The following is a 24,372-nucleotide window of genomic DNA, read 5'->3' as shown; positions in this document are numbered from 1 at the left end:
GGACGTGCTGCCGGAGGCGATGGCGCGGGTGCTCGGCGAGTACGAGCGGCACCTCGCCGCCGAGCGCGACCTGACCCCGCACACGGTCCGCGCGTACGTCGCCGACGTCGGCGGCCTGCTCGACCACGCCGCGCGTCTCGGGCACTCCGAGGTGCGGTCGCTCGACCTGCGCACCCTGCGCAGCTGGCTGGCCAAGCAGCAGACCCTCGGCAGGTCGCGCTCGACCATCGCGCGGCGGGCCACGGCCGCGCGGGTGTTCACCGCGTGGCTGGCCCGCACCGGCCGGACGCCGCAGGACGTGGGCGCGAGCCTGGGCTCCCCGAAGGCGCACAAGTCGCTGCCGCCCGTGCTGCGCGCCGACGAGGCGAGCTCGCTGATCCAGGCGGCCACCGGGCACGCCGACGACGGCAGCCCGGTCGGGCTGCGCGACGTCGCGATGCTGGAGCTGCTCTACGCGACCGGCGTCAGGGTCGGTGAGCTGGCCGGCCTCGACATCGACGACGTCGACCGGGAGCGCAACGTGATCCGGGTCCTCGGCAAGGGGCGCAAGGAGCGCACGGTGCCGTTCGGCCGCCCGGCCGCGCGCGCTCTCGACTTCTGGCTCCGGCAGGGCCGGCCGCTGCTGGCCGGCCCGGACAGCGGGCCGGCCGTGTTCCTCGGGGCCCGAGGCAAGCGGATCGACCAGCGCGCGGTCCGGACGATGGTGCACCGGCGGATCGCGGAGGTACCCGGCGCGCCCGACATCGGCCCGCACGGCCTCCGGCACACGGCCGCGACGCACCTGCTCGAAGGCGGTGCCGACCTGCGCTCGGTGCAGGAACTGCTCGGCCACGCCTCGCTGGCGACCACCCAGCTCTACACCCACGTCACCACGGACCGGTTGCGGCGGGCCTACCAGCAGGCGCATCCGCGAGCTTGAGCTTGGACTCAGGCTGGCGCGGTGATGGTCAGCCCGGCCTCCCTGGCGGCGTTCTGCAGCCGATGGTCGAAGGCGACCAGCACGTCGACGTCCTCTCGCAGTGCGGTGGCCAGATGGACGGCGTCGAGGCTACGCAGCGACGCCGGCCCGACGGTCGCGGCGACCTTGAAGACCGCGCGCGACGCATCGGCGAGATTGACCCTGTCGATCACGGCGGTGACGTGCTCCTCGGCGACGCCTCGCCGCCGTGCGGCACGCCTGAGCTCGGTCTCGAGCAGGATCGACGACACGAGCTCGGCCGACTCGCGCGCGGCGAGGTAGGCGAGGAGCGCGGTGCTCTCGGGCTCGTCCACGACGAGCTTCGTCGCCGCTGAGGAGTCGAGGTAGATCTTCACAGCCGCTCCTCACGAAGCTCGTCGAGGGTCTCGCTCAACGTGGGCGATCCGGGCGGCAGCTTCGCGGGCCTCAGCTTCGACCACCCGCCCTTGCGCACGGCGGGCTTGACGATGCGGAGGTTCCACGTCACGGCGGGGGTCGGAGGGCTCAGGACGGCCACGACCTCGCCGTTGTTGGTGATCTCGAAGGACTCGCCCTCCGCGACGCGGCGCAGGATCTCCGAGCTGTCGTTGCGTAGCCGACGATGCGGAATGCGCTCCATCGGTGAGATCACCGTGCCTCTCATGCTGTGCCTCATGCCGTGCTCACCAGGTGTAGCAAGCGTAGCAATGGCTGCCAGCCGGCGTACGGCAGGACCGGCCCGGCCCGGGGTCGCACCGGCGAATCCCGCCACAGCGGCAGCAGCCGCACCGGGCCGGCGCCGACCAGGCGGAGCGGGTCCAGGTAGGCATCGCCCTCGAGCCAACCCCAATGGAGGCAGGCGGTCGGCGGGCAGTGCGACCCGGCCGTCGCGAGCCGGCCGATCCGGTCGCCCGCGGCCACGCTCGCGCCGACCCCGACGGTGGCGGTGACCGGCTCGTAGGTGGTGCGGGTGTCGCCGTGGTCGACGACGACCACGCCGCGGCCGGCGAGCGTGCCGGCCCAGGTGACCCGGCCGGGCAGGGCGGTGCGGACCGGCTGGCCGGGCGAGCCGCGCAGGTCGACGCCGCGATGGCCGGCGCCCCAGGGGTCGTCGGGCGGGTCGAAGTCGCGGGTGACCTCGGGCTCGGGGAGCAGCGGCCACACGCCCACCGGATCGGTGCCGTCGGCACGGGCGGGGGCGGGCGCGAGGAGCGCGCCCACGAGCACGCCGAGGAGCGCGAGGAGTACGGCGAGTCGGGTGGTCATGGAGCGAGCCTGCGCCGGGGAGGGGACAGCCGGCGTACCTCCGCCGGCAGGCTGGGGAGAGACCGGCCGGAGCCGTCGCTTGTGGACGGGTGGCGGGCTGTCGGTCCGCCGATTCGCCGGCCCGCGCCCCGTGGACTACTCTGGCCGGAGCAATCCGTACGGATTGACTTCGCGCGCTCGCAGACCGCGACGGGCCCTGGACCTCCGAGGACCCGAGCACCCGTGGGCGCGACCCTCGGTCCGGCCATTGGCCGGTCGGGTCGCGCGCAGGCGCCAGGGCCGACGGCACCCGCCGGAGGCGGCAACTGAAAACAACAGGAGCACATCTCGGCCGGACCTGCCTCAAGGCCGGCGGCAACGGCATGTGCTCCGCGAACAGGAGATCCACATGGCAGTCGTGACCATGCGCCAGCTTCTCGAGAGCGGCGTGCACTTCGGACACCAGACCCGGCGCTGGAACCCGAAGATGAAGCGCTTCATCATGACCGAGCGCAACGGCATCTACATCATCGACCTGCAGCAGTCGCTGGCCTACATCGACCGCTCGTACGCCTTCATCAAGGAGACCGTCGCCAAGGGCGGCACCGTGATGTTCGTGGGCACCAAGAAGCAGGCCCAGGAGGCGATCGCCGAGCAGGCCACCCGTGTCGGCATGCCCTACGTCAACCAGCGCTGGCTGGGCGGCATGCTCACCAACTTCTCGACCGTGCACCAGCGGATCAACCGCCTCAAGGAGCTCGACGAGATCGACTTCGACGACGTCGCCGGCAGCAGCCGCACCAAGAAGGAGCTGCTGCAGATGCGCCGTGAGCGCGACAAGCTCAACAAGTCGCTCGGCGGCATCCGCGAGATGACCCGGACCCCGTCCGCGGTCTGGATCGTCGACACCAACAAGGAGCACCTTGCCGTCGAGGAGGCGCGCAAGCTGCGCATCCCGATCGTGGGCATCCTGGACTCGAACTGCGACCCGGACCTCGTCGACTTCCCGATCCCGGGCAACGACGACGCGATCCGCGCCGTCGGCCTGCTGACCCGCGTCGTTGCCGACGCCGTCGCCGACGGCCTGATCGCCCGCTCCGGCGCGAAGGCGAGCGAGGGTGCCGAGGCCGTGGGCGCCGAGGAGCCGCTGGCCGAGTGGGAGCGCGAGCTGCTGGGCGGCGACGCCGAGCAGGCCGCCGTCGAGGCCACCGGCGGCGACGACACCGCGGAGGCCCCGGCCGCCGAGGCCACCGGTGCGTCCACCGAGGCTGCGGAGGCCACCGAGGCCGCCGTCGAGACGGCCGAGGCCCCGGCCGAGGCCGCTGCCCAGCAGGCCTGAGCCCGCTCCACCCGACGCACCCGAGACGCACCCGAAGGAAGACACATGGCTTACACCGCTGCCGACGTCAAGAAGCTCCGCGAGCTGACGCAGGCCGGCATGATGGACTGCAAGAAGGCGCTCGACGAGGCCGACGGCGACTTCGACAAGGCCGTGGAGCTGCTCCGCGTCAAGGGCGCGGCCAAGGCCGCTGCCCGCGCCGCCGAGCGCGAGGCCTCCGCCGGCCTGGTCGCGGCCTCCGGCAGCGCCCTGATCAGCCTCAAGGCCGAGACCGACTTCGTCGCGAAGAACGAGGCGTTCATCGCCGCGGCCCAGCAGATCGCGGACGCGGCCGACGCCAACGAGGTCGGCGACGCCGAGGCGCTCAAGGCCGTCTCGCTCGGCGACAAGACGGTCGGTGAGACCGTCGAGGAGCTCGCCCGCACCATCGGCGAGAAGATCGAGCTCGGCGAGGTCGCGTACTTCGACGGCACCACCACGGTCTACCTCCACAAGAAGGCGTCCGACCTGCCGCCGACCCTCGGCGTCCTCGTCGAGTACGCCGGCGACGAGACGGCCGCGAGGCAGGCCGCCCAGCAGGCGGCCGCGCTCAAGGCGCAGTACCTCACCAGCGACGAGGTCCCGGCCGACATCGTGGCGGCCGAGAAGGACGTGCTGACCAAGAAGACCCTCGAGGAGGGCAAGCCCGAGGCGGCCGTCGCCAGGATCGTCGAGGGCCGCATCGGCGCGTTCTTCAAGGAGATCGTCCTGCTCGACCAGGAGTCGGTCTTCGAGGCCAAGAAGTCCGTGCGGCAGGTTCTCGACGCGGCCGACACCTCGGTCTCGCGCTTCGCCCGCTTCGAGGTCGGCGCCTGATGGACTAGGTTTCAGCCACACGTACGACGAGGAGGCCGGTGCGATGACAGCAACCCTGATCATCGGACCGGCCTCCTCGCATCTCCACCTCCGCACCGCCACCCGAAGGAGCCGCCCGTGACCGGTTACAAGCGAGTCCTGCTCAAGCTCTCGGGCGAGGTCTTCGGCGGCGGCAAGGTCGGCGTCGACCCCGACGTCGTCCAGACGGTGGCGCGCGAGATCGCCGCGGTCGCCCGGGCCGGGGTGCAGATCGCGGTCGTGACCGGCGGTGGCAACTTCTTCCGCGGTGCCGAGCTCCAGCAGCGCGGCATGGACCGTGTGCGCGCGGACTACATGGGCATGCTGGGCATCGTCATGAACTGCCTGGCGCTCCAGGACTTCCTCGAGAAGCTGGGTGTCGAGACACGGGTCCAGACCGCGATCACGATGGGCCAGGTGGCCGAGCCCTACATCCCGCGGCGGGCGATCCGGCACATGGAGAAGGGCCGCGTCGTGATCTTCGGTGCCGGCATGGGCATGCCGTTCTTCTCCACCGACACGGTGGCCGTGCAGCGGGCGCTCGAGAGCAAGTGTGACGTCGTCCTGGTCGCCAAGAACGGCGTGGACGGCGTCTACACCGCCGACCCGCACGCCGACCCGACCGCCACGAAGTTCGACGAGCTCACCTACGGCGAGGCGATCGCCCGGGGCCTGCGGATCATGGACCAGACGGCGTTCGCGCTGTGCGGCGAGAACAAGCTGCCCATGGTCGTGTTCGGCATGGAGCCCGAGGGCAACATCCTGCGCGTCGTCCAGGGTGAGAAGATTGGGACGCTCGTCAGCGCCGGCTGACCGGCCCCTGCAGCAACTGCAACGATTCAGGAGACGCCGTGATCAACGACATCCTCAACGAGGCCGACACGAAGATGGACAAGTCGGTCGAGGCGACGCGCGAGGAGTTCGCGGCGATCCGGGCCGGCCGGGCGCACCCGAGCATGTTCAACAAGATCGTCGTCGACTACTACGGCTCGCCGACGCCGCTGCAGCAGCTCGCCTCGTTCACCGCCCCGGAGGCGCGGATCATCCTGATCTCGCCGTACGACCAGGGCGCGATGCAGAACATCGAGAAGGCGATCCGCGAGTCCGACCTGGGCGTGAACCCGGCCGACGACGGCAAGGTGATCCGCTGCGTGTTCCCGGAGCTGACCGAGGAGCGCCGCAAGGAGTACATCAAGGTCGCGAAGGCGAAGGCCGAGGACGGTCGCGTCGCCGTGCGCAATTTGCGCCGTAGCGCCAAGCAGCACCTGGAGAAGCTCGGATCGGACGGCGAGGTCGGCCAGGACGACGTCACCGGCGCCGAGAAGCGTCTCGACGCCATGACCAAGAAGCACACCGATGCCATCGACGAGATGCTGAAGAACAAGGAGTCCGAGCTGCTCGAGGTCTGAGCCGCTCGACGCCATGTCCGAGGTCAAGGACCACGGCCGCGCCGGCCGTGACCTGCGCGCTGCCTTCGCGAGCGCATTCGCGCTGCTGGGCGCGATCGCGCTGTCGCTGCTGTTCTGGAAGACGGCGTTCATGATCATCGTCGCGGTCGCCGTGGTGGTCGCGATCTGGGAGCTCGGACGTGGCTTCTTGGCCAGGGGCATCGACCTGCCCGAGCAGCCGCTGATGGTCGGCGGCGTGGTGATGGTCGCGGTGGCGTACTTCTGGGGCGCGCCCGCCCTCGTCACCGCCACCGCCGTCACCGCGCTCGTCACCATGCTGTGGCTGCTGCGCCGCGGCGTCGACGGCTACGTCCAGGACGCCACCGCGTCGGTCTTCAGCCTGATCTACATCCCGTTCCTCGGCTCCTTCGTGGCGCTGCTGCTCGCGGAGGGGGAGGGCGTCACCGGCGCGGGCCTCGACGACCCGGGCGTGCAGGGCATCGTCACGTTCATCCTGGTGACCATCGCCTCCGACATCGGGGGGTACGTCGCCGGCGTGCTGTTCGGGCGGCACCCGATGGCCCCGGTCGTCTCCCCCAAGAAGTCCTGGGAGGGCTTCGCGGGGTCCGTGGTCTGCTGCCTGGCCGCCGGCTGGGCGCTGGTCGTCTACCTCCTCGACGGCGACTGGTGGGTCGGCCTGCTGCTCGGCCTGATCGCCGTGGTCATGGCGACCCTCGGCGACCTGTGCGAGTCGGTCATCAAGCGCGACCTCGGCATCAAGGACATGAGCCAGGTGATCCCGGGCCACGGTGGCCTGATGGACCGGCTGGACTCGCTGCTCGCGACCATCGCGCCGATCTGGCTGCTGCTCCACTACCTCGTGTACTGATGTGGGTCGTCCGCCTGAGGGCGGCGTATTGCCCCGTGAGAGGCGGACGACCTGCACCGGCACATAGCATCGACGGGTGACGACTGATCAGGAGAACGCCGAGTCGGCGGCGCCCGGAGGTCCGGAGCAGCGCCAGCCGGACTGGTGGCACCGCGACCACCCGACGTTCACCGCCCTCACCGGGTTCTTCACCGGGCTGGCGTTCCTCATCCTGGTGCCGGCGCTGTTCGCCGGCATCCTCGGGCTGCTCTTCTCCTACGACCGCGCCGAGCGGTACTTCCCGTTCGTGCTGGTCACCCTCGTGGTCCCCATCGGGCTGGTGATCTGGCCGCGGACCCGCCGGTTCGGGCTCTACCTGCTGATCGGGATGGTGACCACCGCGATCGTCGTCGGCGGGGTCGCGGCGATCGTGCTCTGGTACCTGGTCACGCGCCAGAGTTAGAGGTTCCACCGGTCCCGGTGGGACACTGGGCCCGATGTCCGAGCGCACCCACCTGCCCCTCGTCCTCGACGAGCCCCGCGGCCGCAAGAGGCCCCCGCGGCATCTCGCCGACCTCACCCCGGACGAGCGCAGGGCGCGCCTGGAGGAGCTCGGGCTGCCGGGCTTCCGTGCCAGGCAGCTCTCGACTCACTACTTCGCCCGCCTGGTCGACGATCCGGCGGAGATGACCGACCTCCCGGCGGCGCAGCGCGACGAGCTCGTCTCCGGCCTGCTGCCCGAGCTGATGACGCCGCTGCGGACCATGGAGGCCGACCGCGGCACCACCCGCAAGACGCTCTGGAGGCTCTTCGACGGCGCGCTCGTCGAATCGGTGTTGATGCGCTACCCCGACCGCGCCACCGTGTGCGTGTCCAGCCAGGCCGGCTGCGGCATGGCCTGCCCGTTCTGCGCCACCGGCCAGGGCGGCCTCCAGCGCAACATGTCGACCGCCGAGATCGTCGAGCAGGTCGTCGCCGCCGCCCGCACACTGAGCCGCGGCGAGGTCCCCGGCGGCCCGGGCCGCGTCTCGAACGTCGTCTTCATGGGCATGGGCGAGCCGCTGGCCAACTACCGGGCGGTCGTCGGCGCCGTACGCCGCCTGACCGACCCGACCCCGGACGGCCTGGGCATGAGCGCCCGTGGCGTCACCGTGTCGACGGTCGGCCTGGTGCCGCGGATGCTCCATCTGGCCGACGAGGGCATCCCGGTCACCCTCGCCCTCAGCCTGCACGCGCCCGACGACGAGCTGCGCAACGAGCTGGTCCCGATCAACACCCGCTTCTCGGTCGCGGAGACGGTCGACGCGGCGTGGAACTACGCCGCCAGGACCAAGCGCCGGGTCTCGATCGAGTACGCCATGATGCGTGGCATCAACGACCAGGCATGGCGCGCCGATCTGCTCGCCGACGTACTCCTCGCGCGCGGCGCCGTGTCCGATGATCGGCGGAGCCGATGGGGCTGGGTGCACGTGAACCTGATCCCGCTGAACGAGGTCCCGGGAAGCCGCTTCACCCGGTCGGAGGATGCCGACATGGACGAGTTCGTACGGCGGCTGGTCGAGCGTGGAATCAGCACCACCGTGCGGGACACGCGTGGTTCTGACATCGATGCGGCCTGTGGACAGCTGGCTGCTTCTGAGAGCTGATCGTGGTCTTGATGGTCCGGCAGACTTCGGCGCTCCGCGTAGGATTGGACCCATGACCGTTCCCGCTGAGGTCCTGGATGCAGTCCTTGGTCTGCCAGAGACCGTGCAGGACGAGTTGGTGCGCGAGCTTGCGGCTCGTCGGCAGGGGAGCCCGGCGGCAGACCCGGCGTGGAACGACGAGATCAGCAGCCGCATGGACGACATCGTGAGTGGTCGGGTCGAGACGATCCCGCTGTCGGAGATCAAGGCCGAACTCGCTGCTCGACGGGCTGTACGCGGAGCGTGACCGCTGACCCGGGGTTCCACCCTGAGGCCCGCGCTGAGTTCCTCGCCGAGGTTGACTACCTCAACGGCGAACAGCCTGGGCTTGGTGACGAGTTCGAGCAGGCCCTGTATGCGACGGCCCAGTCCGACCAGGTCGGATCGCCGGTGGCCAGATCGAGGAGGACGTTGGAGTCGACCAAGGTGGCCTGGTCAGTCGCCACGCAGCAGTTCCATCAACTCATCCGTGCTCGGACCGCCCTTCGGGGCGGAACCGCGGAGGCGCTCGACGACACGCCCGCCTCGGGTGGTCCCCGGACTGCGGTGCACGATGCGCAGTGTGGTCCCGTCCTCCACGACGTCCACCTCGTCGCCCTCGGCGAAGCCGTGCTTGTGGCGAAGTGCCGCAGGGATCGTGACCTGGCCCTTGCTGTTGAGTCTCATCGGCGATCCCTCCGTGTCGCGTATTACGCAGGATACCTGACACGGCCGACGTGGCGGTCCAGTCGGCCGGCCCGGTAGGTCACTCGGAGGCCACCCGCTCCACCGGCTGCCGGAGGATCGTCCGGAGCCGGGACGGGGCCGTCCGGCGCGGGTCGCTGAGGTAGATCTCGTGGTGCCTGCCGGTCATCCGCAGGCCGTTGTCCGGGAGGAACCGGTGGTGGAGCTCGGCGAGCGTCGCGGCCTCCGCGTCGTACGGCCCGACGTGCAGGGTCTGCACCGACGTGCCCTCGTCGAGGCGGTCGAGCCGCAGCCTGTCGAGAGCCGCCGGGGGCCCCTTCGCCGCGACCTTGCTGATCGCGGTGTCCAGCATCTGCGAGGTGATCCAGTCGGGGACCATGAGCATCACCGTCCAGTCCCACGCGGACTTGTCCCGCGCCGAGGTGAACGCGTCCATGTCGTCGGCCCACCACAGCGCCTCCAGCGGAGGCACGACGTAGTCGCGCCCGAGCTCGTGCTTGCTGGCGAACTTCAGCCGGTACGCGACGGGGTACACCGTCGCGAGCGCGTCGGCGTACGCGGGGGCGACGTTCGGGTCGCCGTGCCCGTCGACCATCAGGAAGGGAAGTGGCGGGACGCGTACGACCCTGAACTCGCCGGCGCGGGCGCGGTAGGCGTCGAGCGACCTCTTGAAGTCGAGCTTCACCCGCCGATGGTAGGTGCCCCACGGGGCCGCGCGTTTCGCGGCCGCCTGCCGGGGCAGCCTGGCACCGTGAGCACACCCCGGTTCCCCCCTGTCGTCTACGCCCCGACGACCGAGCTCGCCGAGGGCGGCGAGGCCCGGCTCGCGATGCACCCCACCAGCGACGGCCGGATCGCGGTGTTCGTCTACTCCGCGCTCGACCGGCTCGCCGAGTTCTACCGGGCCGACGCGCCGTGGGTGCTGCTCACCGTCGAGGACCTCCAGCGCGCCCACGACGCGGCGCCGTACGACCTCCTGTTCCTCGACAAGCGGCCGCAGCCCGAGGCGGTGTCGTCGTGACGATCGACCTCAGCTGGGCGACCGCAGAGTCCATCGCAGGCGCCCTCGACTCGGCGCGGGCGGGGCTCGACGAGTGCGCCGGCTCGGCCCCGGCCGGCGTCGACGGCGGCGAGGCCACCGCGACCATCAACGCGATGATCGCCAGGGTGAGCGAGAGCGCGGCCGGCCTGAGCGAGGGGCTCTCCGCGGCGAGCCAGAACGTGCGTACGGCGAGCGGGTCGCTGTTCAACGCCGACCTGTCCGCCCAGCAGGGCCTCACCCTCCCCGGGGCGCCCTGATGCCGATCGACACCGAGATCCAGGGCTCGCCGGCGTCGGTCGAGTCGGCGGCCAGCTGGCTGCGCAGCGACCTGGGGAAGGCGGTCAGCTCCAGCGCGGACAAGCTCGCCGGAGCGCGGTCGACGGCGTCCTCCGACTGGGACGGCGCCGCCGGCGAGGCGTTCACGGCGCGGATCGGCAGCGCCGTGGGACGAGTCGACACCCTCGAGGCCGGCATCACCTCCGTGGCCGGCTCCCTGGAGACCTACGCCTCCCGGCTGAGCACCCTCCAGAACCGGATGGCCGACATCCGCGGCGCGGCCCAGACGGCCGGGCTGACGGTGACGGCGTACGTGATCCAGGATCCCGGACCGGGGCCCGCGAACCCGGGTCCGCCGCCGGCCGGCGCGGTCTCACCGGCCGCGGCGGACGCCTACGAGGGCGCGGTCGCGTCCTGGAACGACTACCAGGCGAAGGTCCAGGCGTACAACACCGCGGCCACGGACGCCGCGGCGGTCCGCACCGAGCTGACCGCGGCGGCCCAGGCCGTCCAAGACGAGTACACCGGACTCGAGGGCCCGGACTGGGTGCTGACCGCCGCCGACATCGCCGGTGGTCTCGCCGGGGCGGCGATGGAGTTCAACTCCTCGGCGCTGCGCGGCACCAGCGAGTACCTGGCCCGGCAGGCCCAGGAGTACCTCGAGCGGATCCGCGCCAATCCCGGTGCCTTCACCAACGCCGACCTCAACTACTGGGACGACGTCGCCCGCAACGCCGACGACGTCGCCCGCAACGCCGACGACCTGGCCCGGTCGAGCAGGACCTTCCCGCTCAAGCTGGGCGGCGCGCTGGCCGTGGCCGGCATCGGCCTCGACATCGCGAGCGGCGAGGACCCGGTCCAGGCCGTCGCCTCCGGCGGGGGCGGCTTCCTCGCCTCGGTCGCCGCGGGCGCCGGTGCGGGGGCCGTGGTGGGCACGTTCGTGCCGATCCCCGGTGTCGGTACGGCGGCCGGCGCGATCATCGGTGCCGGCGTCGGCATCTTCACCTCGGGCGCGATCGACTCGCTCTTCGAGAACGGCCCCGACGTCGGGGAGGCGTTCAACTCCGGAGTGGACGCTCTCGCCGACACCGGTGAGGCGATCGGCGACGGCGTCGGCGCGGTCGTCGACGGCATCGGCGGGCTGTTCGACTGATGGACGACGCGTGCAACGGCCGCAACCTGGTCTACGCCCTCGGCTACGTCCTCCTCGCCCTGCTCGGGGCGGGCCTCGTCGGGTACGCCGGCGACCGCACGCTCGGGTTCGCCGGCGGCACCTTGCTGCTCCTCATCGCCGCGGGCGGGCTCGTCCTCGTGGGCTTCGACAGCTGGTACGTCGGTCACCGGCCCGGCCCGACCACCGCGACCGCCCCCTCCGGGACGCCCGCCACCGCGTTCCCGCGCTCCCCGGTGCCCGTGGTCATGTCGGTGGTCATGCCCGTCCTGTTCAGCCTCTGGGCGCTGGTCTGCAGCGTGGTCGCGGACCAGGTCGCGACCCGGGTGATCCTGCTGCTCGTCGCCGTCGGCGCCGCGACGCCCCTGGTCGCCGTCCTGCGCGGCCGCGTCGCCGCGGGCGGGCTCTACCTCACGCCGGCCGGCATCGAGCAGCGCAAGGAGGCCGTCAGCTGGTCGGTCCCGTGGGAGCACGTCTCCGGCGTGGTGCCGGGCGAGCCCCTGGCCCTGACGCTCAGCGGGCCACCGCCGCAGCCCGTCGCCCGCACTCGCTGGCTGTGGCGCCGCGAGCCGACGGCACCCGTCGGTGTCCTCGCGGTCGACGGTCGCTACCTGGCCGAGCGGCCGGTCGTGGTCGCCGCGGTCGTGGGCCGCTGCGTGGCCGACCCGGCCTTCCGCGCCCGGATGGGCACGGCAGACGTCGTCGCCGAGATCCGTCGGGCGCGCTAGCTTCGCTACCGCAGGAACCTCGGCGTCCGGACCAGCAGCTCGACGTTCCGGGCGTTGCGTGCGCCGCGGCGATCGCGGTCCCGCTCCTGGGGGTCGTTGGCCGAGAGCTCGCGCGAGAGGGCGGCCAGCTGGAGCGGGCTGTCGAGCTGCGACTCCTCCCACGCCGTCGGTGCCGCGTGGTCGAGCATCGTGGTGAAGATCGAGAGCGTCCCGTCGTCGTTGTTGGCGATCTCGATGATGCGGCCCTGCTGCGGCCAGTCGATGTGGGACGCGGTGTTGATCTCCCAGAACCCGTTGAGGATCTGCGTCTTCTTCTTGTTCTCGCGCACATGGGGGCGGACGTTGTTCGCGTGCGTGTGGCCGTTGACCCAGGCGATCACGTTGTCGTGCTTGAGCAGCTCCGCGAGCAGGGCCGGGCCGAGGATCCGCTTGCCGGGGTCGATGTCCCCGGTCAGGTCGTTGGTCATGCTCCACGACGGGTGGTGGCTGGAGAAGACCAGCAGCTTGCGCCTCGAGGTGGCCAGCACGTCCTTGATCCAGGCGAACTGGGTCCGGTCGAGGGAGCCCGTGTAGTTCCCGTTGAGGTTCACGGTGTCCATGACCACGAACCGGACCCGGCCCCGGTCGAAGGTGTAGTAGGCCGTGCCGTCCTGGAGGTTCTGCTCGGTGTACCCGTGCCCGACGGGCAGTCCCGTGGTGGCGAAGTGCTCGGCCACGATGTCGGCCGTCGTGAGCTCCCGGCGGTCGGGGTCGGGCGTGACGTCGCGCCTCTTCAGGCCCACCGCCTTGACCGACCCGGTCGCCCGTGCCTGGCTGGACGCGTCGGGGTGGTTGTTGCCCTGGACCAGCTTGTCGTGGTTGCCCATCACGCTGTACCACGGCATCGCCAGGCCGGTGGCCTCGAACGGCGCCCGGGCCTTCGCGAGGAGGCCGGGGATGGTCGGGAACCCGTACGTCGCCCGCGGGGCGTCGTCGGCCTTCCCCTCCGGGGTCCCCTCGGGGTGCCAGAACGGCGTGTCGTAGAGCCGCGGGTCGGTGTCGGCGACGCTCTCGGTCTGGGTGTGGTCGCCCGAGTCGGGCTGGATGGTGCCGCCGTCGAGGACGTCGATGTTCCACCGGACCTCGTTGTACTGCGCGTTGTCGGCGTTGTCGCCGGTCTGGAGGGTGAAGGCGATCGAGCGACCGGTGGCGGGACCGGAGCCGACGGCGTTGATGCCCTGGACCATCGACTCCGCGACGTGGAGGGTCAGGAACTCCTGTGGCCGGTAGGCCGAGCTGCTGAAGGAGTCGGCGTTCTCCACGCGCATCGGCGACTCGCTGTCGATGATGTGGACGTCGCTGACCTGGACGAACGCGACCAGCGGACGGCGCCGACCGGCCCGGCCGGGCTTCGCCTTCGCGCCGAGGTCGGAGCGGACCAGCCAGCCCTCTCCCGCCCCGGCCACGACGGGCCGGTATCCCCCGGCGCCCCCGGCACCGCGCGCCAGGGTGGCGGCGCGGGTGGTCGGGCCGGCCGCGCGGCGGCCCGCCGGACCGGCGACCCCCTCGGCGGCGACCCCGGGTCCGGCGAGGCCGCCCACGGCGGTGGCGCCGGCCACGGCGGCGGTGGAGCGGACGAGGTCGCGACGAGAGATCTGCATCGCGTCAATCTAGGCGTCGCAGGCCGTTCACGTCCCCGAAACCAGCAGGTCCGCGGCCTCCTCGACGGAGTCGACCAGGTGCACGTGCGGCTCCATCGCCGTGCCCCGCGCCAACGCCTGCAGGAGCGGCCAGCCGGGCAGCTCCTCGGTCCAGTACGAACCGTCGACGAGCACCATCGGCGCGACCGCCGACTCCTCGGCGTAGTAGTTCTCGCAGGCGTCCTGGAAGATCTCCTGCACGGTGCCGGCGCGCCCGGGGAGGAACACGATCCCGGCGTCGCAGACCGCCAGCAGGATCGCCTCCCGGGTGGAGTTGCGGAAGTACTTCGCGATCGCGGTGGCGAACGGGTTCGGTGGCTCGTGGCCGTAGTGCCAGGTCGGGATCCCGAGGGTGTCCGCGCCGCCCGGGTGCCGGGCCATGACCTCGAACGCCCGGCCCACCCACGCGTCGACCGCGGGCAGGTACGACGGCACGCCGGCCAGCATCGCGAGCGCGTCGTCGAGATCGGTGGGCCGTCCGGCGTACCGCGCCCCGAGGTTGGCCGCCTCCATCGCGCCCGGGCCGCCGCCGGTGGCGACGACGTGGCGGCTGCCGAGCGACGCACCGAGCCGGGCGGTCGCGGCGTAGCCCGGATGGCCGCGCTCGAGCCGGTGGTCGCCCATCACGCCGACCAGCCGGCGCTCGCCGATCCACGCCTCGAGTGCGAGGTCGATCGCGTGGTCGTGCAGCGCCCGGGCCAGCGCCGCCTCCCGCGTGACCGGCCGGCGCGAGTCCGCGTAGGCCCGGGCGTCGAGCGAGTCGGCGTACCGCTCGGTGTCGTAGAGCTCGCCGGCGGTGTAGAGCGAGGTGCGGACCGGTTCGGTGGACGAGGGCACCGCGCGTGGCTTCACGCGAGTGACTCTAGAACGCGTGCGCCATCAGCTCGCCGAACAGCTCGTGCTCGTCGACCTCGAGCCCGCGCGCCCGGAACCAGCCGCACACGTTGGCGCAGTCGCGCAGGAGGAAGTCCATCCCGGCAGGGTTGCCGACCAGGTCGACCATCTGCGGCAGGTCGATGACGACCAGCCGCTCGCCGGCCGCGAGGACGTTGTACGGCGACAGGTCGCCGTGCACCAGCCTGTGCCGGGCCAGCTCGGCGAGGAAGTCGCGCAGCTGGTCGAGGTACGACGCCAGCAGCGCCCGGTCGGGCCGGACCTGGGCCAGCCGGGGCGCGGTCTCGCCGTCGTGGGTGATCCACTCCATCAGGATCTCGGTGCCGTCGATCTGCACGGGGTAGGGGACCGCGAGCCCGAGCTCGTGGCAGCGCACCAGGGCGCCCCACTCGGCGAGCGCCCACTGGCCGGCGGCGACCGCGCGCCCGTGCGCGGACTTCTTCTGCAGGGCGCGGGTGTCGCGGGTGTTCCGCATCGTGCGGCCGGCGGTGTAGGACGAGGACCGGTGGAAGTCGCGGTGGTCCTCGCCCCGGTAGCGCTTGGCCACCATGACGACGGACTCGCCGTCGCCGCCCTGGTCGGGTGGAGGGCTGCCGGGGACCGCGCGCTCGAGGAGGAACGCGTCGGCCTCCTTGCCGGTCTTGAGGACGCCGAGATCGGTGTCGATCGCGGCCTGGGAGGTGACGACCCAGTCCGGTCGCGGCTCCGGGCCGCGGCAGAGCGGCTCGACGCTCAGCCAGGTCGACCAGCGCTGGCCGTCCTCGACGTCGTCGTAGGCCTGGAAGTCGAAGACGAAGGAAGGGTCGATTTCAGGGAAGTCGTGCGTGTCGGACATCGGTAGGGGTGCTCCGGGAGTGAGAGGAGGGTGTGGTCTGCGGACAGGCCAAGGACGGTCGTCGACATGTCACGCCTCCTCTCGGGAGCACCCGGGCGATCCGGGCCGCTGCGCCCACTCTGAGGCGCCCGGCCGACGGGCCGCAACTGGATTAGGGTGCTCGCGTGATCCGACGCCGCCTGCTTGCCCTCGCGCTGGCCTCCTCCCTGGCCTCCTCGCTGGCTTCTTCGCTGGCCGTCGCCGCGCCCGCCGAGGCGCAGGTCGCGCCCGAGCGCGGCTCCGCCGGCATCGGCGATCCGTACTTCCCGCTCGACGGCAACGGCGGCATCGACGTGCTCCGCTACGACGTGCACGACCGCTACTCCTTCGGCAACGGCCGCCTGTCCGGCTGGACCCGGATCACGCTGGTCGCGACCGAGACGCTGTCCGGCTTCAACCTGGACTTCCTGCTGCCGGTGAGGTCGGTGCGGGTCGGCGGGAAGGACGTCCGCTTCGACCAACGCCGCTACCACGAGCTGGCGATCGACCGCCGCGTCGCCGCGGGGGAGCGGCTCCGGCTCGTCGTCCGGTACGCCGGACGGCCCGGTCGCTACACGTACGCCGGCGAGAGCAACTGGCTGGCGAGCGACGAGGAGGTCGTCGCGATGAACCAGCCGCACATGGCGCCCTGGTGGTTCCCGGCCAACGACCACCCGCGCGACCGGGCGCGCATCTCGATCAGCATCACGGCCCCGAAGGACAAGCAGGTGATCGCCAACGGCGAGCTCGCCGGACGCGAGGTGCAGGGCGGCCTCGCCACCACGACCTGGCGACCGAAGGAGCCGATGGTGCCCTACCTGGCGTTCTTCGCCGCCGGCGACTTCCGGGTGGCGAAGGGCACGAGCGAGGCCGGCCTGCCCTGGCTGGTCGCGGTGTCGAAGCGGCTGCCCGCGGACCGGCGCGAGAAGGCGATGCGCCTGCTCCGGGACTCCGCCGACCTCGCGACCTGGATCGCCGGCGTGCTCGACGTGCCCTACCCGTTCTCGACGACCGGTGGCCTCGCCACCAGCCTCGACCCCGGCTTCGCGCTGGAGAACCAGACGCGACCGACGTACTCGCCGTACAGCCTCGACCCGGTGACGGTCGTGCACGAGCAGGCGCACCAGTGGTTCGGCGACTCGGTCAGCCTCGAGAGCTGGCGCGACATCTGGCTCAACGAGGGGTTCGCGTCGTTCTTCGAGAGCTACTACACCGAGACGCGGGGCGGCGAGACCGGCGACGCGTGGCTGCGCCGGATGTACGAGTTCTACGGCGCCGGCAACGACTTCTGGGACAACCAGGTCGCCGAGCCGTGCCCGGACAACCGCCAGTGCGTCGGCAGCATCTTCGCGCCGTTCGTCTACAACCGCGGCGCGATGACGCTGCAGGCGCTGCGCAACGTGATCGGCGACGACCAGGTCTTCCTCGACCTGCTCGGCCGCTGGGCCACCGACCGCGCCGGCACGACCGGCAACACCGGGCAGTTCGAGGCGCTGGCCGAGGACGTCACCGGCCTCGAGCTCGGCGCGTTCTTCGACACCTGGCTGCGCACGAGGGCGAAGCCCGCCGACACCGCGGCCAACGGGCTGGGCTGATCAGCCCAGGAGCGGTGACACCGCCTTCGCCACCACGCTCGGCAGCCGGGTCAGCGACTCCTCGGCGTCCGCGAGCGTCATCGCGCGCAGCCCGGTGTTGATGCCCAGCCAGCGCCACGGCTCCGGCTCCCAGCGGGGCGAGCGGTGCCCGACCCAGGGGAGCGCGGTCAGCTCGGTCTCGCGGCCGAGCACGAGATCACGGAGCGTGCGGCCGGCCAGGTTGGTGGTGGCGACGCCGTCGCCGACGTACCCGCCGGCCCACGCCAGGCCGGTCTCGCGATCGAGCCCGACCGACGCGCACCAGTCGCGCGGGACGCCGAGCGCGCCGCCCCACGCGTGGGTGACCCGGGTGCCCTCGAGCACCGGGAACAGGTCGACGAGCGTGGCATAGAGCCGGGCGAACACCGCCTGGTCGCGGTCGAACTCCGGCTTGATCCGCGAGCCGAAGTGGTACGGCGCCCCGCGGCCGCCGAAGACCAGCCGGTCGTCGGCGGTGCGCTGCCCGTAGACGATCAGGTGCCGGTGGTCGCTGAACGTCTCGCGCCGGGTGAGGCCGATCTCGGCCCAGGTCTCCTCGGGCAGCGGCTCGGTCGCGATGATCAGCGAGTAGACCGGGACGAGCGTGCGGTCCTCCCCGCGCAGCGACGGGGTGTAGCCCTCGGTCGCGCGGACGACGACGTCGGCGCGGACGTCGCCGTCGCCGGTGTGCGCCCGGCCGGGCTGGATCGACCGCACCCGGGTCCGCTCGTGGACGGTGACGCCGCGGCGCTCGACCGCGTCGGCCAGCCCGCGCACCAGCCGGGCCGGGTGGACCGCGGCGCAGTCGGGGGTGTACGTCGCCCCGACGGTCCGGCTGCCGTCGAGGACCGCCGTCGCCTCCCTCCTGTCCAGCAGCCGCAGGTCGTCCTCGCCGCGGTCCCACGTCCGGGCCGCGGCGACCTCGGCCCTCGCCCGCCGCCACTGCGCGCGGCTGCGGGCCAGCGAGATCGTGCCGCCCTTGGCGACGTCGGCGTCGATGCCCTCGGCGGCCGCGGCCCGCACGACCTCGTCGACGGTCGCGCGCATCGCCCGGTGCTGGGCCAGCGCCGCGTCGCGGCCGCCCATCCCCGCGAGCGTCGACAGCGACGCCGGGAAGAGGGCCGAGCACCAGCCGCCGTTGCGGCCGGAGGCGCCGTACCCCGCGGTCTCGGCCTCGAGCACCACGATCCGCAGCGCGGGGTCGGCCTCGGCGAGGTAGTACGCCGTCCAGAGCCCGGTGAAGCCCGCGCCGACGATCGCGACGTCGGCGTCGACGTCGCCGGGCAGGGCCGGACGCGGCTCCCAGCTGGTGTCGACGGTGTCGTGCCAGAGGGAGAGCCGCTCCCAGTGCGGGTCGCGGTCGAAGATCAGCGCACACCCCACGAGTAGGTCTGCTTGCGCAGGCTGAGGTACATGAAGGTCTCGGTCGCGACCACGCCGTCGATCGCGCGGATCCGGCCGGAGATCAGCTCGAGCAGGTGCTCGTCGCTCTCGCAGACGACCTCGGCCAGCAGGTCGTAGGAGCCGGCCGTGACCACGACGTAGTCGACCTCGTCGAGCTCGGCGAGCCGGTCGGCCACGGACTCCAGCGGCCCGGTGACCCGGATGCCGACCATCGCCTGGCGGGCGAAGCCCATCTCCAGCGGGTCGGTGACCGCGACGACCTGCATCACGCCGCTCTCGATCAGCCGCTGCACGCGCTGGCGGACCGCGGCCTCGGAGAGCCCGACGACCTTGCCGATGGCGGCGTACGACCTCCGGCCGTCCTGCTGGAGCTGCTCGATGATCGCCTTGGACACCTCGTCGAGCTGGAACGCGGGGCGCCCCGACTTCCGGTTCATGGGCGGCATGGTCCCGCACCGCGCCGCCGGGGTCAAAGGCTTCGACGCGGGTCGGACGAGGGATTTCGTTGCGGGAATGTTTCTTCTCGACGGTTTCGCTTGTCGGTGGCCCCATCGCGTGGCACCATCCGATGGTCGCGTTGGACCGCCCGAGAGGAGCCGCATGCCGCCGGACTCGCCCGTTCACCGCTCGGGGCTCTCCCGCCGCAGCCTGCTCAGGGGTGGCGGCGCCGTCGCGTTCGCGGGGGCGAGCCTGGCCGCGCTGAAGCTGCCGCTCTTCGACGTGGCGGCGGCGAAGGTCAACCCGGCGGAGTGCCGGGCGACCGACGTGTCGGCCAGCCAGAAGGAGCTGATCGTCTCCAACTGGCCGGCCTACATCGACCCGCGCAAGAAGGCGACGTCGACGATCTCGGTCTTCCAGGACCGCACCGGCATCACCGTCGACTACACCGACGACATCAACGACAACGCGGAGTTCTTCGCCAAGGTGAAGAACCAGATGGGCGCCTGCCAGCCGATCGACCGCGACCTGATCATGATGACCGACTGGATGGCCGCCCGGATGATCGGGCTCGGCTGGATCCAGCCGCTGGCGGCGAAGTCGGTGCCCAACCTCCACAAGAACCTGATCAAGGCGCTGCGCGGCCGGCAGTGGGACCCCGAGCGCACCTACAGCGCCCCCTGGCAGGCGGGCCTGACGGGCATCGCCTACAACGCCGCCAAGGTCGACGAGGTGCGCAGCTTCGAGGAGTTGCTGACCCGGGAGGACCTCAAGGGCCGGATGACGCTGCTCAGCGAGATGCGCGACACGATGGCGTTCATGCTCCGCGTCGTCGGCGCGAACCCCGACGAGTTCACCGAGGACCAGTGGGGCCAGGCCCTCGAGCGGCTCCGGCAGGTGGTCGCGAGCGGGCAGGTGCGCTCCTTCACCGGCAACGAGTACATCCAGGACCTCGCGGCCGGCAACATCGTGGCCTGCGAGGCGTGGTCGGGCGACGTGATCCAGGCGCAGTTCGACAACCCGGACATCAAGTTCGTCACGCCCGAGGAGGGGCTGTCCCTCTGGGCCGACAACATGATGGTGCCCAACCTCGCCACCCACCAGGCGAACGCCGAGAAGTGGATCGACTACTTCTACGAGCCGGCCGTCGCGGCGAAGCTCGCGGCCTGGGTCAACTACATCTGCCCGGTCGAGGGGGCCAAGGAGGAGATGGAGAAGATCGACCCGTCGCTGGTCGACAACAAGCTGATCTTCCCCGACGAGGAGGCCCTCGCCGACTCCTTCGACTTCATGCCCCTGTCCGACCAGCAGTCCCAGCAGTACGAAGGAGAGTTCAACGATGTCATCGCCGGCTGACCTCGCCGAGCAGGCGCCCACGAGCGACGACTCGTTCGACGGGCTGCGACTGCGCCACGTCACCAAGTCCTTCGGTGCCTTCACGGCCGTCGACGACCTCGACCTCGACGTACCCCGCGGTGCGTTCTTCGCGCTGCTCGGGCCCTCGGGCTGCGGCAAGACGACCACGCTGCGGATGGTCGCGGGCCTGGAGACCCCGACCCGCGGCTCGATCACGCTGGCCGGGCAGGACATCACCTACGCCAAGCCCTACCGGCGGCCGGTCAACACGGTCTTCCAGAACTACGCGCTCTTCCCGCACCTCGACATCCACGAGAACGTCGCCTTCGGGCTCAAGCGCCGCAAGGTCGGCGACGTCGACGCCAAGGTGCGCGACATGCTCGACCTCGTCGAGCTCGAGAGCCAGGCGCGGAAGAAGCCGACCCAGCTCTCCGGCGGTCAGCAGCAGCGGGTCGCGCTGGCCCGGGCGCTGATCAACCAGCCCGAGGTGCTGCTGCTCGACGAGCCGCTGGGCGCGCTCGACCTCAAGCTGCGGCGGGCGATGCAGATCGAGCTCAAGCGGATCCAGACCGAGGTCGGGCTGACCTTCATCCACGTCACGCACGACCAGGAGGAGGCCATGACCATGGCCGACACGGTCGCGGTGATGAACGCCGGCGTGATCGAGCAGATGGGCGCGCCGGAGGAGCTCTACGAGAACCCGCGGACGACGTTCGTGGCGAACTTCCTGGGCCAGTCCAACCTGATCGAGGGCACGATCAAGGGCCGCAGTGCCGACATGGTCACCGTCGACATGAACGGCGTCGACGTCTCGATCCCCGCCGGCCGAGCGCACGCGAGCGGGAGCAAGGGCTGGATCGGGATCCGGCCCGAGAAGGTGCTGATCGGGGACCCGGGCGAGGAGCTCGACGCCCCCGGCAACTCGATCCCGGGCGGCGTGGTGACCGACGTCAGCTTCGTCGGTGTCAGCACCCAGTACCTCGTGCGGATGCCCTGGGGCCAGGAGCTGCAGATCTTCCAGCAGAACACCGGCCACCGCCGCCTGTACCGCACCGGTGAGCCCGTCGAGCTGTCCTGGCGGCCGGAGTACGCCTTCTTGCTCGACGCCAGCCAGGACGCACGCGCCGGGCAGGAGGACGACGACTGATGGCGAGCACCGCGGGCATCGCTCCGGTCGACCCCGCCCCGGCCCCCGAGGAGTCGGGACGCCGCCGCGGCCCGACCGGCTACCTGCTGCTGGTCCCCGGCATCGTCTGGCTCGCGCTGTTCTTCGTCATCCCGTTCTACTCCCTCGTCGCCGCCAGCCTCTTCGACCCGAGCGGGTCGGTCGTCAACGGCTACGAGATGACTTTCCGCGTCCGGAACTACTGGGAGGCGATCCAGGACTACTGGGAGCCGCTGCTGCGCTCGCTCTGGTACGGCGCGCTGGCCACCGTGATCTGCCTGGTGCTCGGCTACGTGCTGGCCTACGCGATCGCGTTCAAGGCGGGCCGCTGGAAGAACCTGATGCTGGTGCTGGTGATCGCGCCGTTCTTCACCAGCTTCCTGGTGCGCACGCTGTCGTGGAAGCTGATCCTCGCCGACGACGGCGTCGTGGTGAACACGCTGCAGGCGCTGCAGATCCTGGGCGAGGACGGCCGCCTGCTGGCCACGCCGGTCGCGGTCATCGCCGGCATCGTCTACAACTTCCTGCCGTTCATGGTGCTGCCGCTCTACGCCAGCATCGACAAGATCGACCACCGGCTGATCGAGGCGTCCGGCGACCTCTACGCCAACCCGTTCGTGGGCTTCTGGAAGGTGACCTGGCCGCTGTCGCTGCCGGGCGTCGTGTCGGGCACGCTGCTCACCTTCATCCCGGCGGCCGGCGACTACATCAACGCCCAACTGCTCGGCAGCCCGAACCAGCGGATGGTGGGCAACGTCATCCAGAACCTCTTCACCAACGCCAACGACTACCCCGCCGCGGGCGCGCTCTCGATGATCCTGATGATCCTGATCATCGTGATGGTGCTGCTCTACGTGCGCCGGGCCGGGACGGAGGAGCTGCTCTGATGCGGTGGCTGCGCAGCAACCTGGTGCTGATCCTCGGGATCGCCGTCCTCGTCTACACCTTCATCCCGATCTTCGTCGTGGTGCTGATGAGCTTCAACGATCCGTCGAGCCGGCTGATCTACCGCTTCGACGGGTTCACGCTGAACAACTGGCTCAACCCGTGCGAGCCGGAGGGGATGTGCAGCGCCCTCGGCACCAGCGTCCAGATCAGCCTGCTGGCGACCGCCGGCTCGACCATCCTCGGCACGCTGATGGCGTTCGCGCTGGTGCGGCACGACTTCGTCGGCCGCTCGTCGATGAACCTGCTGATCTTCCTGCCGATGGCCACGCCCGAGATCGTCATGGGCTCCTCGCTGCTGGCGCTCTTCGTGGCGGCGGGCTTCGCCGGCCAGTTGGGCTTCTGGACGATCCTGATCGCCCACATCATGTTCTGCATCTCGTTCGTGGTCGTCACCGTCAGAGCCCGGCTGGCGGGCATGGACGACAACCTCGAACAGGCGGCGATGGATCTCTACGCCACGCCCCGGCAGACCTTCTGGCGGGTCACCTTCCCGCTGGTCTTCCCCGGCATCCTCGGCGCGGCCCTGCTGAGCTTCTCGCTGTCCTTCGACGACTTCATCATCACCAACCTCAACGCCGGCAACACCACGACCTTCCCCATGTACGTCTGGGGCGTCGCCCAGCGCGGCATCCCGATGCAGGTCAACGTGGTCGGCACGCTGATGTTCCTGATCGCCGTACTGATCGTCGTCGGCGGCGAGGTCAACAACCGGCGCCGCAACGCCAAGCTCGCCACCCGGTAGGACGCCGACCCGGCGCAGTCTCAGTCCGACGGCATGCCGAGTCGGCGCGATCTCAAGCGAGACTGCGCCGACTCGGCGAGGACCTTGAGCCGGCGGTCGGCGTCCTGGTGGTGTCCGAAGACGTTCTCGCGACGGAATGCCTCGAGGAGCCAGCCTTCGACATCGGTCAGGTAGGCCCGCCGGGCGGCGTCGCGCTCGCGTTGGACGGGCGTCGAGTGCCAGGCATCGCCGTCGTACTCGGCCGCGATCCCGTGCTCCTCGAGGCCCATGTCCAGGTAGTAGAGGACGCGGCCCTGCGTCGCCACAGGGATCTGCGTCCGTGGTCGGGGCAGCCCGGCGTCGTACCACCGTAGGCGGAGGGCCGACTCGCCGAACGACTCGGCGCCGCCGTCCGCGAGGGGTGCGAGCACGCGGAGGAGTACGACGCCGCGTCGCCGGTTGAAGCGGGGCACCTCGCTGAGCATCTCCTCGTGAGTGAAGGCGCCGAGGCCGAGCATGGTGTCCATCCCGTGGAGCCTCAGGTCGCGCGTCCGCTGCAGCCGGCCGAGGTCGAGCGCCGTGCGGAGCGGTGTGGTGACCGGGATCCCGTGCAGCTCTGTCAGGTCACGCAGCCGGATCTCGCGCTCGCCGCTGTCGGTCAGCGCGTTGCGCAGACGGCCGGCGTCGCTTGGCCGGAAGCAGGACACGCGGGGTACGGCGAGGTGGTCGTTCGGAGCGAGGGCCCGGTCGCCGGCGTGCAGCCATGCCGCCGTGTGGTCACAGGCGAAGCAGTCCGCGGGCAAGACCAGGCGGAGCACCGCGCATCGCAGCGGCAGCGAGTCGGGGCGTCCGGCGTCGACGTACACCCCCTCGATGGGTCGTCGGAGCGCGCCGGCGCGGGTCAGGTAGGAGAGCGCCTGGTAGCCGAGCCCGACGCGCCTCGCGGTGCCGGTGGTGAACGGGACGCCCGGCGGCAGCTCGGCCAGGCGATCCAGCCAGTTCGTCGTCATGGTGCAGGCGATGCCCGCGAGGGGCATCGCCTGCACCACCGACATCGCGTCCTGT

General features: G+C 71.3%; 29 protein-coding genes. 18 read left to right on the top strand and 11 right to left on the bottom strand.

Annotated features, from left to right (window positions below):
• The first annotated feature begins 19 nt into the window (after window positions 1-19).
• On the top strand, window positions 20-919 hold the full coding sequence (locus tag ACYVKX_RS17165; RefSeq protein WP_460834963.1) for a tyrosine recombinase XerC: 900 nt from the start codon (window positions 20-22) through the stop codon (window positions 917-919).
• A gap of 8 nt (window positions 920-927) precedes the next feature.
• Here the strand turns inward: ACYVKX_RS17165 and ACYVKX_RS17160 are convergent, their stop codons facing one another.
• The 3 genes from ACYVKX_RS17160 to ACYVKX_RS17150 are packed head-to-tail and all read right to left on the bottom strand — an operon-like array spanning window position 928 to window position 2,203.
• On the bottom strand, window positions 928-1,314 hold the full coding sequence (locus ACYVKX_RS17160) for a type II toxin-antitoxin system VapC family toxin (protein WP_460834892.1): 387 nt from the start codon (window positions 1,312-1,314) through the stop codon (window positions 928-930).
• Window positions 1,311-1,601: a type II toxin-antitoxin system Phd/YefM family antitoxin gene (locus tag ACYVKX_RS17155; RefSeq protein WP_460834891.1), complete on the bottom strand. Its 291-nt coding sequence runs from the start codon at window positions 1,599-1,601 to the stop codon at window positions 1,311-1,313. Before ACYVKX_RS17155 ends, ACYVKX_RS17160 begins: the two co-directional genes overlap by 4 nt.
• A gap of 8 nt (window positions 1,602-1,609) precedes the next feature.
• Window positions 1,610-2,203 carry a M23 family metallopeptidase gene (locus ACYVKX_RS17150; protein ID WP_460834890.1) on the bottom strand — a complete coding sequence of 198 codons (594 nt, stop codon included), beginning with the start codon at window positions 2,201-2,203 and terminating at the stop codon, window positions 1,610-1,612.
• A gap of 388 nt (window positions 2,204-2,591) precedes the next feature.
• Between ACYVKX_RS17150 and rpsB the strand changes: the two genes are divergently transcribed.
• From rpsB to ACYVKX_RS17110, 8 genes are all read left to right on the top strand, one after another.
• The gene (rpsB, locus tag ACYVKX_RS17145; protein ID WP_460834889.1) at window positions 2,592-3,521 is read left to right on the top strand and encodes a 30S ribosomal protein S2; all 930 of its coding nucleotides are present in this window, start codon (window positions 2,592-2,594) and stop codon (window positions 3,519-3,521) included.
• 45 nt (window positions 3,522-3,566) lie between these two features.
• Window positions 3,567-4,376 (top strand): translation elongation factor Ts, encoded by an 810-nt coding sequence (tsf, locus tag ACYVKX_RS17140; RefSeq protein ID WP_460834888.1) that lies wholly within the window; start codon window positions 3,567-3,569, stop codon window positions 4,374-4,376.
• Between the two features lie 117 nt (window positions 4,377-4,493).
• Complete coding sequence (gene pyrH / locus ACYVKX_RS17135; protein ID WP_460834887.1) at window positions 4,494-5,207, top strand: UMP kinase; 714 nt, start codon at window positions 4,494-4,496, stop codon at window positions 5,205-5,207.
• A gap of 41 nt (window positions 5,208-5,248) precedes the next feature.
• A complete protein-coding gene (gene frr / locus ACYVKX_RS17130; protein ID WP_460834962.1) occupies window positions 5,249-5,803 on the top strand; it encodes a ribosome recycling factor in 555 nt (184 codons plus the stop codon).
• Between the two features lie 13 nt (window positions 5,804-5,816).
• Entirely contained in the window at window positions 5,817-6,671 is an 855-nt protein-coding gene (locus tag ACYVKX_RS17125) for a phosphatidate cytidylyltransferase (protein WP_460834886.1), read from the top strand.
• Between the two features lie 76 nt (window positions 6,672-6,747).
• Window positions 6,748-7,113 (top strand): hypothetical protein, encoded by a 366-nt coding sequence (locus tag ACYVKX_RS17120; protein ID WP_460834885.1) that lies wholly within the window; start codon window positions 6,748-6,750, stop codon window positions 7,111-7,113.
• Window positions 7,114-7,147: 34 nt separating this feature from the next.
• The gene (gene rlmN / locus ACYVKX_RS17115) at window positions 7,148-8,296 is read left to right on the top strand and encodes a dual-specificity RNA methyltransferase RlmN (protein WP_460834884.1); all 1,149 of its coding nucleotides are present in this window, start codon (window positions 7,148-7,150) and stop codon (window positions 8,294-8,296) included.
• A 52-nt stretch (window positions 8,297-8,348) separates the two neighbouring features.
• Window positions 8,349-8,582, top strand: coding sequence for an addiction module protein (locus tag ACYVKX_RS17110; RefSeq protein ID WP_460834883.1), 234 nt, complete (start codon window positions 8,349-8,351; stop codon window positions 8,580-8,582).
• A gap of 188 nt (window positions 8,583-8,770) precedes the next feature.
• Here the strand turns inward: ACYVKX_RS17110 and ACYVKX_RS17105 are convergent, their stop codons facing one another.
• Window positions 8,771-9,001 carry an AbrB/MazE/SpoVT family DNA-binding domain-containing protein gene (locus ACYVKX_RS17105; RefSeq protein WP_460834882.1) on the bottom strand — a complete coding sequence of 77 codons (231 nt, stop codon included), beginning with the start codon at window positions 8,999-9,001 and terminating at the stop codon, window positions 8,771-8,773.
• Window positions 9,002-9,080: 79 nt separating this feature from the next.
• Window positions 9,081-9,704 carry a GyrI-like domain-containing protein gene (locus ACYVKX_RS17100; RefSeq protein ID WP_460834881.1) on the bottom strand — a complete coding sequence of 208 codons (624 nt, stop codon included), beginning with the start codon at window positions 9,702-9,704 and terminating at the stop codon, window positions 9,081-9,083.
• A gap of 66 nt (window positions 9,705-9,770) precedes the next feature.
• Here ACYVKX_RS17100 and ACYVKX_RS17095 point away from each other — a divergent pair, with 66 nt between their 5' ends.
• The 4 genes from ACYVKX_RS17095 to ACYVKX_RS17080 are packed head-to-tail and all read left to right on the top strand — an operon-like array spanning window position 9,771 to window position 12,236.
• On the top strand, window positions 9,771-10,040 hold the full coding sequence (locus tag ACYVKX_RS17095) for an SAV_915 family protein (protein WP_460834880.1): 270 nt from the start codon (window positions 9,771-9,773) through the stop codon (window positions 10,038-10,040).
• Complete coding sequence (locus ACYVKX_RS17090) at window positions 10,037-10,318, top strand: hypothetical protein (RefSeq protein WP_460834879.1); 282 nt, start codon at window positions 10,037-10,039, stop codon at window positions 10,316-10,318. Before ACYVKX_RS17095 ends, ACYVKX_RS17090 begins: the two co-directional genes overlap by 4 nt.
• Window positions 10,318-11,490, top strand: a complete 1,173-nt coding sequence (locus tag ACYVKX_RS17085; protein ID WP_460834878.1) for a hypothetical protein — start codon at window positions 10,318-10,320, stop codon at window positions 11,488-11,490. Before ACYVKX_RS17090 ends, ACYVKX_RS17085 begins: the two co-directional genes overlap by 1 nt.
• Window positions 11,490-12,236 carry a hypothetical protein gene (locus ACYVKX_RS17080; RefSeq protein ID WP_460834877.1) on the top strand — a complete coding sequence of 249 codons (747 nt, stop codon included), beginning with the start codon at window positions 11,490-11,492 and terminating at the stop codon, window positions 12,234-12,236. The genes ACYVKX_RS17085 and ACYVKX_RS17080 overlap by 1 nt, the downstream gene beginning before the upstream one ends.
• A gap of 5 nt (window positions 12,237-12,241) precedes the next feature.
• On the opposite strand, the gene ACYVKX_RS17075 is transcribed toward ACYVKX_RS17080, so the two are convergent.
• Genes ACYVKX_RS17075 through ACYVKX_RS17065 form a run of 3 tightly spaced genes read right to left on the bottom strand, consistent with a single transcriptional unit; the run spans window position 12,242 to window position 15,644 of the window.
• Window positions 12,242-13,876: a TIGR03767 family metallophosphoesterase gene (locus tag ACYVKX_RS17075; protein ID WP_460834876.1), complete on the bottom strand. Its 1,635-nt coding sequence runs from the start codon at window positions 13,874-13,876 to the stop codon at window positions 12,242-12,244.
• A gap of 27 nt (window positions 13,877-13,903) precedes the next feature.
• Window positions 13,904-14,767, bottom strand: coding sequence for an LOG family protein (locus tag ACYVKX_RS17070; RefSeq protein WP_460834875.1), 864 nt, complete (start codon window positions 14,765-14,767; stop codon window positions 13,904-13,906).
• 10 nt (window positions 14,768-14,777) lie between these two features.
• On the bottom strand, window positions 14,778-15,644 hold the full coding sequence (locus ACYVKX_RS17065; protein WP_460834874.1) for a serine protein kinase RIO: 867 nt from the start codon (window positions 15,642-15,644) through the stop codon (window positions 14,778-14,780).
• A gap of 164 nt (window positions 15,645-15,808) precedes the next feature.
• On the opposite strand from ACYVKX_RS17065, the gene ACYVKX_RS17060 reads away from it, so the two are divergent.
• Window positions 15,809-17,257 (top strand): M1 family metallopeptidase, encoded by a 1,449-nt coding sequence (locus tag ACYVKX_RS17060; protein ID WP_460834873.1) that lies wholly within the window; start codon window positions 15,809-15,811, stop codon window positions 17,255-17,257.
• Here ACYVKX_RS17060 and ACYVKX_RS17055 read toward each other — a convergent pair whose 3' ends face one another.
• Window positions 17,258-18,658: an NAD(P)/FAD-dependent oxidoreductase gene (locus ACYVKX_RS17055; protein WP_460834872.1), complete on the bottom strand. Its 1,401-nt coding sequence runs from the start codon at window positions 18,656-18,658 to the stop codon at window positions 17,258-17,260.
• Window positions 18,643-19,116, bottom strand: coding sequence for an Lrp/AsnC family transcriptional regulator (locus tag ACYVKX_RS17050; RefSeq protein WP_460834871.1), 474 nt, complete (start codon window positions 19,114-19,116; stop codon window positions 18,643-18,645). Before ACYVKX_RS17050 ends, ACYVKX_RS17055 begins: the two co-directional genes overlap by 16 nt.
• Window positions 19,117-19,279: 163 nt before the next feature.
• Between ACYVKX_RS17050 and ACYVKX_RS17045 the strand changes: the two genes are divergently transcribed.
• From ACYVKX_RS17045 to ACYVKX_RS17030, 4 genes are read left to right on the top strand one after another with little or no spacing between them, the layout of a single operon-like run.
• On the top strand, window positions 19,280-20,473 hold the full coding sequence (locus ACYVKX_RS17045; protein ID WP_460834870.1) for a polyamine ABC transporter substrate-binding protein: 1,194 nt from the start codon (window positions 19,280-19,282) through the stop codon (window positions 20,471-20,473).
• Window positions 20,457-21,620: an ABC transporter ATP-binding protein gene (locus ACYVKX_RS17040; protein ID WP_460834869.1), complete on the top strand. Its 1,164-nt coding sequence runs from the start codon at window positions 20,457-20,459 to the stop codon at window positions 21,618-21,620. Before ACYVKX_RS17045 ends, ACYVKX_RS17040 begins: the two co-directional genes overlap by 17 nt.
• Window positions 21,620-22,525, top strand: coding sequence for an ABC transporter permease (locus ACYVKX_RS17035; RefSeq protein ID WP_460834868.1), 906 nt, complete (start codon window positions 21,620-21,622; stop codon window positions 22,523-22,525). The genes ACYVKX_RS17040 and ACYVKX_RS17035 overlap by 1 nt, the downstream gene beginning before the upstream one ends.
• Complete coding sequence (locus ACYVKX_RS17030; protein ID WP_460834867.1) at window positions 22,525-23,328, top strand: ABC transporter permease; 804 nt, start codon at window positions 22,525-22,527, stop codon at window positions 23,326-23,328. Before ACYVKX_RS17035 ends, ACYVKX_RS17030 begins: the two co-directional genes overlap by 1 nt.
• Window positions 23,329-23,348: 20 nt before the next feature.
• Here the strand turns inward: ACYVKX_RS17030 and ACYVKX_RS17025 are convergent, their stop codons facing one another.
• Window positions 23,349-24,362 (bottom strand): type IV toxin-antitoxin system AbiEi family antitoxin domain-containing protein, encoded by a 1,014-nt coding sequence (locus tag ACYVKX_RS17025; RefSeq protein WP_460834866.1) that lies wholly within the window; start codon window positions 24,360-24,362, stop codon window positions 23,349-23,351.
• Between the last annotated feature and the right edge of the window lie 10 nt (window positions 24,363-24,372).

The sequence above is a fragment of the Nocardioides hungaricus genome (genome assembly GCF_054782915.1).
The sequence above is the reverse complement of the archived record's forward strand: the minus strand, read 5'-3'. Positions and strand labels throughout refer to the sequence as shown.

Coding starts and splice junctions, on each gene's coding strand:
- ACYVKX_RS17165 (WP_460834963.1), top strand. CDS start 20: ATGGCGCGGGTGCTCGGCGAGTACGAGCGGCACCTCGCCGCCGAGCGC.
- ACYVKX_RS17155 (WP_460834891.1), bottom strand. CDS start 1,601: ATGAGAGGCACGGTGATCTCACCGATGGAGCGCATTCCGCATCGTCGG.
- ACYVKX_RS17150 (WP_460834890.1), bottom strand. CDS start 2,203: ATGACCACCCGACTCGCCGTACTCCTCGCGCTCCTCGGCGTGCTCGTG.
- rpsB (WP_460834889.1), top strand. CDS start 2,592: ATGGCAGTCGTGACCATGCGCCAGCTTCTCGAGAGCGGCGTGCACTTC.
- tsf (WP_460834888.1), top strand. CDS start 3,567: ATGGCTTACACCGCTGCCGACGTCAAGAAGCTCCGCGAGCTGACGCAG.
- ACYVKX_RS17125 (WP_460834886.1), top strand. CDS start 5,817: ATGTCCGAGGTCAAGGACCACGGCCGCGCCGGCCGTGACCTGCGCGCT.
- rlmN (WP_460834884.1), top strand. CDS start 7,148: ATGTCCGAGCGCACCCACCTGCCCCTCGTCCTCGACGAGCCCCGCGGC.
- ACYVKX_RS17110 (WP_460834883.1), top strand. CDS start 8,349: ATGACCGTTCCCGCTGAGGTCCTGGATGCAGTCCTTGGTCTGCCAGAG.
- ACYVKX_RS17105 (WP_460834882.1), bottom strand. CDS start 9,001: ATGAGACTCAACAGCAAGGGCCAGGTCACGATCCCTGCGGCACTTCGC.
- ACYVKX_RS17085 (WP_460834878.1), top strand. CDS start 10,318: ATGCCGATCGACACCGAGATCCAGGGCTCGCCGGCGTCGGTCGAGTCG.
- ACYVKX_RS17080 (WP_460834877.1), top strand. CDS start 11,490: ATGGACGACGCGTGCAACGGCCGCAACCTGGTCTACGCCCTCGGCTAC.
- ACYVKX_RS17075 (WP_460834876.1), bottom strand. CDS start 13,876: ATGCAGATCTCTCGTCGCGACCTCGTCCGCTCCACCGCCGCCGTGGCC.
- ACYVKX_RS17065 (WP_460834874.1), bottom strand. CDS start 15,644: ATGTCCGACACGCACGACTTCCCTGAAATCGACCCTTCCTTCGTCTTC.
- ACYVKX_RS17050 (WP_460834871.1), bottom strand. CDS start 19,116: ATGAACCGGAAGTCGGGGCGCCCCGCGTTCCAGCTCGACGAGGTGTCC.
- ACYVKX_RS17045 (WP_460834870.1), top strand. CDS start 19,280: ATGCCGCCGGACTCGCCCGTTCACCGCTCGGGGCTCTCCCGCCGCAGC.
- ACYVKX_RS17040 (WP_460834869.1), top strand. CDS start 20,457: ATGTCATCGCCGGCTGACCTCGCCGAGCAGGCGCCCACGAGCGACGAC.
- ACYVKX_RS17035 (WP_460834868.1), top strand. CDS start 21,620: ATGGCGAGCACCGCGGGCATCGCTCCGGTCGACCCCGCCCCGGCCCCC.
- ACYVKX_RS17030 (WP_460834867.1), top strand. CDS start 22,525: ATGCGGTGGCTGCGCAGCAACCTGGTGCTGATCCTCGGGATCGCCGTC.
- ACYVKX_RS17025 (WP_460834866.1), bottom strand. CDS start 24,362: ATGTCGGTGGTGCAGGCGATGCCCCTCGCGGGCATCGCCTGCACCATG.